Source organism: Kitasatospora sp. NPDC058170, from assembly GCF_042883905.1.
GTDB lineage: Bacteria > Actinomycetota > Actinomycetes > Streptomycetales > Streptomycetaceae > Kitasatospora.
The window spans coordinates 1-6,937 of record NZ_JBHVUV010000073.1 but is presented as its reverse complement, the minus strand read 5'-3'; the positions used below and the strand labels follow the sequence as shown (position 1 = coordinate 6,937).

The following is a 6,937-nucleotide window of genomic DNA, read 5'->3' as shown; positions in this document are numbered from 1 at the left end:
GCGGCGGCGGGGGTCGCGGCCGGGGCGGCGGGCGCCGCGGCAGCGGGGGTGGGACGGGGTCCCGGGGTCGCGGCGGGGCGCGGACCCGGGGTCGGGGCACCCGGCTTGGGTGCGGCCGCACCGGCGGCGGAACCGCCGGCGGGCTGGGGCGCCGCGGGCTTCCGCGGGCCGGGCTTGGCAGCGCCACCGGTGGGGGCGACGCCCAGCGCGTCAGTCAACTTGCGTACGACCGGCGCCTCGATGGTCGAGGACGCCGAACGGACGAACTCACCGAGCTCGGTGAGCTTGGCCATGACGGCCTTGCTCTCCAAGCCAAGTTCCTTGGCGAGTTCATATACCCGGACCTTAGCCACTTCACTCCTGTCTATGAGTCCGGGGTGTCTCGTCCGCCGGACCGTCGCTACTTCATGGGCGTACCCATCGCGTACTCATCGCGTACTCATCGAGTGCTCATCGCAATCTCGACCTACTTCCACATCGCGAGGTACCTGACTGGTGGCACGGCGCGCGGCTGCCCGCGCACTGCGCTTGTTGCGGTGGTTCTCCGCCGCGTGGAGCGGCGGCCGTAGCGGGAGGTGCTCCGCCGAACGGGCCTGAGTGGATCAGGGCGCCGGGGTGCCGTCCACCCGCTCCCCGATGTACTCGCGGAGCCGCTCGGTGTCGAGCGTGCCCTGGAGGCGGAAGGCCCGGGGGAACGCCCGGCGGCGGACCGCGAGGTCGAGGCAGGTCGGATCGGGGTGCAGGTGCGCGCCCCGGCCCGGCAGTGCGCCACGGGGATCGGGGACGCAGACGCCCTCGACCGCCGTGACACGCAACAGCTGGTGCTTGGCCGCTCGCTTGCGGCAGCCCACGCAGGTGCGTTCCGGGCGTGCTCGGACATGCGTCCGGCCAGACGAAGGCAAGTCTACCCCTCCGAAGGGACATGGCGCCGCCCCGCCAATCCGGGGAGGACCGGCGGGGAGCCCAGGACGACGCTGACTACTGGTCCGAGGATTCCCGGTGGCCGCCCTCGGGGCGGTCCTCCGGCTGGCCCTCGGTGTCCGGGCGGATGTCGATCCGCCAGCCGGTGAGGCGGGCGGCCAGGCGGGCGTTCTGGCCCTCCTTGCCGATCGCCAGCGACAGCTGGTAGTCCGGAACGATCACCCGTGCGGAGCGCTGCTGCAGGTCCACGATCTCCACACTCGTCACCCGTGCGGGGGACAGCGCCGAGGCGACCATGTCCCGGGGGTCCTCCGACCAGTCGACGATGTCGATCTTCTCGCCGTGCAGCTCGCCCATCACCGCGCGCACCCGGCTGCCCATCGGGCCGATGCAGGCGCCCTTGGCGTTCAGGCCGGCCCGGCGCGACCAGACCGCGATCTTGGTGCGGTGGCCGGCCTCGCGGGCGATCGCCGCGATCTCCACGCTGCCGTCCGCGATCTCCGGGACCTCCAGCGCGAAGAGCTTCTTCACCAGGCTGGGGTGGGTGCGCGAGAGCGTCACCGACGCCCCGCGGACACCGCGCCGCACCGCGACCACGTAGCACTTGAGGCGGGTGCCGTGCCGGTAGTCCTCGCCCGGGACCTGCTCCTGCGGCGGCAGGATGGCCTCCAGCTTGCCGATGTCGACCAGCACGTTCTTCGGGTCGTTGCCCTGCTGGACGACACCGGTGACGATGTCGCCCTCCTTGCCGGCGTACTCACCGAAGGTCTGGTCGTCCGCGGCGTCCCGCAGGCGCTGCATCATCACCTGGATGCCGATGCTCGACGCGATCCGGCCGAAGCCGTTCGGGGTGTCGTCGAACTCCTTGGGCTCGACGCCCTCGTCCAGCTCCGCCGGGTCCTCCGTCGCCCACACCGTGACGTGGCCGGACTTGCGGTCCAGCTCGACCCGGGCCCGACGGCGCGAGCCCTCGGTGCGGTGGTACGCGGTGAGGAGGGCGGACTCGATCGACTCGACCAGCAGGTCGAAAGGGATGTTCTTCTCGTTGACCAGCGTGCGCAGGGCACTCATGTCGATGTCCACGGCTACGCCTCCTCGTCTTTCGTCACGTTCGTCATGGTGCGGTCGGTGCGCAGGTCTTCACTGCGCACCGTCGTCCCCCTCCTCGGAGGCTTCGTCGGCTTCGTCGTCCGCGAAATCCGGGGCCTCGTCGAGGAGCTTCTCGTCCTTGCGGTTGAACTCCACCTGGACGCGCGCCCGGTCCACCTCGGAGTACTCCAGACGGCGCTCCTTGGCCCGGCCGCGGCCCTTCACGGGCTGCACCTCGACCAGGGCGCCGTCCTCGTCGGCCTCCAGCACCCGGGCGACGATCTCCCCGCCGTCGACCAGGTGGATCTTCGCCAGCCGGCCCTCGGCGCGGCGCCAGTGGCGCGGCTCGCCCAGCGGGCGCTCGGCCCCCGGCGAACCGACCTCCAGCACGTACGCGCCGCTGCCCATCACCTCGGACGCGTCCAGGGCCTCGCCGACCTCGCGGCTGAACTCGGCGATGGCGTCGAGGTCCACGCCGCCGTCGGCGTCCACGTCGATCTGTACCTGCCGGCGACTGCCGGCCTGGGTGACCTTGACGTCCTCCAGGTCCAGGCCCGCCTGGGCGGCCAGCGGCTCCAGCAACACACGCAGCCGGTCGATGTGGGTGGTGCTCATCCGGGTGGACTCCTCGGCCGCGTCTGCTGTTGTCAGAAGGTCGCACCGCGCCCCCTGGCGCCCGGTTCGGCGCAGGCCGGGTCGCGGCAGCTCGGCCCAAAGCCTATCCGGTCGCGGCACCAACCACCGATTCCGGACGGCGCCCGGCCGCCGTGCGACACCCACTGCGAGCAAGCTCACACCGGCCGACCACGGCACCGCCCGGTGAAATCGGGGCCCGGTCAGGTGAGGATTCTGTAATCATTCACGCCAACGAGGGCAGCCGGGCAGGCCGTCCTCCCGTACACGCCCCGGAGTGACGCCGATGCAGCCGCCCAGCCGACGGACCTTCCTGGCCCTCGGGGTGCTCCTCACCGCGGGCACCGCACTCACCGCCTGCACCGACGACGGCAAGGACACCACCACCGCGCCCGGCGAACGCGGCCGGCCGGACCCGGACGAACCGGTCCGGCTGCGCGCGGTCGCCGCCACCGACACCCTGCTCGCCGGGTACGACGCCCTGCTGGCCGGCCCCGGCGCCGGGCAGGCGGCGCAGCTCCAGCCGCTGCGGGCGGAGGCCGTCCAGCACCGGGCGGCGCTGGCCGCCGGGCTGCCGTCGGCCTCCCCCTCCCCCTCCCTCTCCCCTTCGGCCACCGGCTCGACCACGGCCTCCGGCTCGCCCTCCGCATCGGCCTCTGCACCGGCCTCCGCCGCCGGGGCGGGCGTCGCCACCGCCACGGCGCTCGCCTCGCTCGAACGGCAGACCGCACAGGCCCGGCTCGCCGACCTGGGCGCCGCCTCCCCGCAGCTGGCCCGGCTGCTCGCCTCGGTCTCCGCGGCCGGGGTGCTGCACGCCGTCGCCCTCGGTGACAGCGCCCCGCTCACCCCGGCCCCGGTCGCGGTGCCGACGAGCGCGCCCGCGGCGTCGCCCACGGCCTCCGCCGGCGCCTCCTCGTCCTCGTCAGCCTCCGCCTCCGCTTCGGCCTCCACGTCCGCCTCACCCTCGTCTTCGCCCTCGCCCTCGGCCTCTCCCACCGCCTCCGCGTCCGGCACCGGGGCGGCCCTCGGCCCCGAGGCGGTCGCCGCCCTCCAGGGCGCGCTGAGCGCCGAGCACGCCGCCGTCTACGGCTACGGCGTGGTCGGCGCCCGGCTCCCCGACGACCAGCGCACCGACGCCCGGACGGCCTACGCCGCCCACCAGGCCCGGCGGGACGCCTGGCAGCGGCTGGTGAGCAGCGCCGGCGCCACCCCGAGCGCCGCCGCGGCCGGGTACCAGCTGCCGTTCGCGGTCACCGACGCGGCGGGCGCCGCCAAGCTCGCCGCCCACCTCGAAACCAGGCTCACCACGGTCTACGCCGACCTGGTCACGGCCGTCACCGGCCCGCAGCGCACCGCCGCCGCAGACGCGCTGCGCGAGAGCGCCCTGCGCGCCAGGCGCTGGGGCGCCGCCCCCACCGCCTTCCCGGGCCTGCCCGACCCCGCCACCGCCCCGACCGGCTCCCCGACCGGCCCCGTCACCGGCTCCCCGACCGGCCCGGCGACCGGCGCTGCGGCCCCCACGCCCTCCCCGACCTCCCCCGCCGCCTCCTGAGACCGCCCCGGTCAGGCCTCCGTCTCCCTCCCCTCGTCACTGACCTGCGGTTTCGGTCGCATGGCCGACAATGGACAGGTAGCACCACGGGGGAAGCACCAACCGGAAGGCCAGCATGTCGGCAGCACCAGGGCAGATCACCGTCCCCGAGTGGCTGGCGCGAAGCGTCGGCGAAGGCGGGGGCGCGGCAGGGCGGCAGTGGCTCGCGGAGCTGCCCGCCCGGGTGGCCGCCCACCTCGCGCGCTGGGACCTCACGCTGGAACGGGTGCTCGACCCCGGGGGCAGTCTGAGCCTGGTCGGGTACGTCCACCGCGACGACCTGACCCCCGCCGTCCTGAAGACCGGGCTGGTCACCCCGGAGACCGCCCAGGAGCACGCAGCCCTCTCCCACTGGGCCGGCCGCGGCGCCGTCCTGCTGCTGAACGCCGACCCCGCCGAGGGGGTCCTGCTGCTGGAGCGGCTGCACGGCGACATCCCGCTGCGCTCGCTCGCCGAGGCGAAGGCCACCCTGGAGGCCACCAGCCTGCTGCACCGCCTCTGGGTGCCGGCCTCCGAGGGCCACCCGTTCGCGTCCCTCGCCGACCGGGTCGCGACCACCTCCGACGAACTGCGCCGCCACCGCGAACTGCCCGGCGCGGCCGACGCCGCCGGCCTGGTCGCCGAGGCCCTGGAGCGCGCCGACGGCCTGGCCGCCTCCGCCACGGAGGACTTCCTGCTGCACGGCGACTTCCACCACGGCAACGTGCTCGCCGCCGACCGCGCGCCCTGGCTGGCCATCGACCCGCGGCCGCTGGTCGGGGAACGCGCCTACGACCTGGCCCGGCTGGCCATGGACCGGGCCGACACCCTGATCGGCTCCCCCGGCGCGGCCGCCGCCGTCCGCCGCCGGCTGCACCAGCTCTCCGACGCCCTGGAGGTCGACCAGGAGCGCCTGCGCGGCTGGACGCTGTTCCGCGCCGCGGCCACCGGCCTGCGCGCCCTCGCGGTGGGCCGCCGGGAGGACGCCGAGCTCTACCTGGAGTTCGCCGGGGCGCTCTGATCCGGCCGCCCGCGCAGCGGCAGTGCGGCGCCCATCACCGCGTACAGCCGGTCGGTGTTCGGGAAGTGCACGGCACGCGCGAGGTCCTGGTAGCCGAGCGCCCGGTAGAGCCGGCGCGCGGGCGTCTCGGCGTCGATCGCGGAGAGGATGCTGCGCGGCAGCCCGGACCGCTCGCAGAGGGTCCGGATCAGCGAGGAGCCGATGCCCTGGCCCTGGAACCCGGGCAGCACGTGCAGCTCGGTGATCGCGAAGACCTCGTCCAGCCAGCCGCCGTACCCGCGCTGCTCCAGGTACGGCTGGATCACCGTGCTCCACCAGTGCTCGCGGCGGTTGGGCATCCCGTACCCGAAGCCGACCAGCCGGTCCCCGCTCAGCGCCCCCAGGGCGATCACCCCGGGCTGCTGGGCGTGCCGCCCGACGATGTGCAGCCGGACCGCGACCTCCTCGGGCGTCAGCCCGAACGCCACCGCCTGGACCTCGAGCGCCTGCGGCGCCCACGCCGCAAGGTCGATGGCCTCGATCGTCACCCCGGTCAGCTGATCCATGCCCCGGACGTTACTACCCGTACGGCCCGGACGCGGTCGGGGATCAGAACAGGACGCTCATGAAGGCGCCGACCTCGCGGAAGCCGACCCGGCGGTAGGCCGCGCGGGCCCGCAGGTTGTAGTCGTTGACGTAGAGCGAGACCACCGGGGCGACCTCGCGCAGGGCGATGTCGAGGACGGCCGCCATGCCCGTCTCGGACAGGCCCCGGCCGCGGTACCCGGGGGCGACCCAGACGCCCTGGACCTGGCAGGCGCCCTCGGTGACGGCGCCGATCTCGGCCTTGAAGACCACCTGGCCGTCGTCGGCGAACCGGGCGAACGAGCGCCCGGTGGCGACGAGTTCGGCGACCCGGGCCTGGTAGAGCAGCCCGCCGTCCCCGGCCAGCGGGGAGACCCCGACCTCCTCGGTGAACATCGCCACGCAGGCCGGCATCACGGTCTCGACCTCGCTCCGCTCCACCCGCCGCACCAGCGGGTCGGGGGCGATCTCGGCGGACGGCACGGTGGCGGCCATCAGCGGCTGGTGGGCGCGGACCTCGCGGGCCGGCCCCCAGCTGCGCTCCAGCAGCGCCCAGAGGGAGGCGGTCGCGTCGGCCGGGCCGACGATCGAGGAGCAGCGGCGGCCCTGGCGGCGGGCGCGTTCGGCGAAGGCCTGGACGGCGGCCGGCCCGGCGTTCACCAGCACCAGGTTGGCCCCGGCGTAGCAGAGCGCGTCCAGCTCGCCGTGCTCGTCGTACCAGCCCCACATCTCCCCGCCGAGCCGCCAGGGGTCGAGCCCGACGGCCTCGACCCGGGTGGCGACGAAGGCGTTGGCGACCGGGTTGCGGCGCAGCACCTCCAAGGTGTCCGCCAGGTCCGGTGCCTCCAGGACACGGGTGGTCGCCAGCGCGCGGGCGACCTGGAACGAGCTGGGGAGCATCACACCTCGATCGAGCATCGAGACAGCACCTCACTGAGACGACTCTGGCCGCACCCTACTCCGTGGCCCCACCCGGCTACGGCCGCGGGGCCGTCCGTGGACGGACGGCCCCGCTTCCGGAAAACTACCGTCCGCCACTCACTCCGCGGCGGTGACGGTGGGGGCGCCGGACTCGACGCCGTCGGCCTGCATCTGCTCGGCGAGCTTGAGGGCCTCCTCGATCAGGGTCTCGACGATCT

At 74.7% G+C, this 6,937-nt stretch carries 8 protein-coding genes; 2 read left to right on the top strand and 6 right to left on the bottom strand.

Annotated features, from left to right (window positions below; all coding sequences use genetic code 11):
* The 4 genes from ACFVVX_RS37695 to rimP form a co-directional block, all read right to left on the bottom strand.
* Nucleotides 1–353 (bottom strand): translation initiation factor IF-2 N-terminal domain-containing protein (locus tag ACFVVX_RS37695; protein WP_387952677.1); only part of this gene is annotated, 353 nt, incomplete at its 3' end.
* A gap of 249 nt (nt 354–602) precedes the next feature.
* On the bottom strand, nt 603–851 hold the full coding sequence (locus ACFVVX_RS37690) for a YlxR family protein (RefSeq protein WP_387952676.1): 249 nt from the start codon (nt 849–851) through the stop codon (nt 603–605).
* 127 nt (nt 852–978) lie between these two features.
* A complete protein-coding gene (gene nusA / locus ACFVVX_RS37685) occupies nt 979–2,004 on the bottom strand; it encodes a transcription termination factor NusA (protein WP_387952675.1) in 1,026 nt (341 codons plus the stop codon).
* A gap of 57 nt (nt 2,005–2,061) precedes the next feature.
* Nucleotides 2,062–2,625 (bottom strand): ribosome maturation factor RimP, encoded by a 564-nt coding sequence (gene rimP, locus ACFVVX_RS37680; RefSeq protein WP_387952674.1) that lies wholly within the window; start codon nt 2,623–2,625, stop codon nt 2,062–2,064.
* Nucleotides 2,626–3,703: 1,078 nt separating this feature from the next.
* On the opposite strand from rimP, the gene ACFVVX_RS37675 reads away from it, so the two are divergent.
* Together ACFVVX_RS37675 and ACFVVX_RS37670 are read left to right on the top strand one after the other, a co-directional pair.
* On the top strand, nt 3,704–4,195 hold the full coding sequence (locus ACFVVX_RS37675; protein ID WP_387952680.1) for a DUF4439 domain-containing protein: 492 nt from the start codon (nt 3,704–3,706) through the stop codon (nt 4,193–4,195).
* Nucleotides 4,196–4,310: 115 nt separating this feature from the next.
* Complete coding sequence (locus tag ACFVVX_RS37670; RefSeq protein ID WP_387952672.1) at nt 4,311–5,234, top strand: aminoglycoside phosphotransferase family protein; 924 nt, start codon at nt 4,311–4,313, stop codon at nt 5,232–5,234.
* On the opposite strand, the gene ACFVVX_RS37665 is transcribed toward ACFVVX_RS37670, so the two are convergent.
* Together ACFVVX_RS37665 and ACFVVX_RS37660 are read right to left on the bottom strand one after the other, a co-directional pair.
* On the bottom strand, nt 5,207–5,779 hold the full coding sequence (locus tag ACFVVX_RS37665) for a GNAT family N-acetyltransferase (protein WP_387952670.1): 573 nt from the start codon (nt 5,777–5,779) through the stop codon (nt 5,207–5,209). The genes ACFVVX_RS37670 and ACFVVX_RS37665 overlap by 28 nt on opposite strands.
* 43 nt (nt 5,780–5,822) lie before the next feature.
* Entirely contained in the window at nt 5,823–6,698 is an 876-nt protein-coding gene (locus tag ACFVVX_RS37660) for a GNAT family N-acetyltransferase (RefSeq protein WP_387952679.1), read from the bottom strand.
* Between the last annotated feature and the right edge of the window lie 239 nt (nt 6,699–6,937).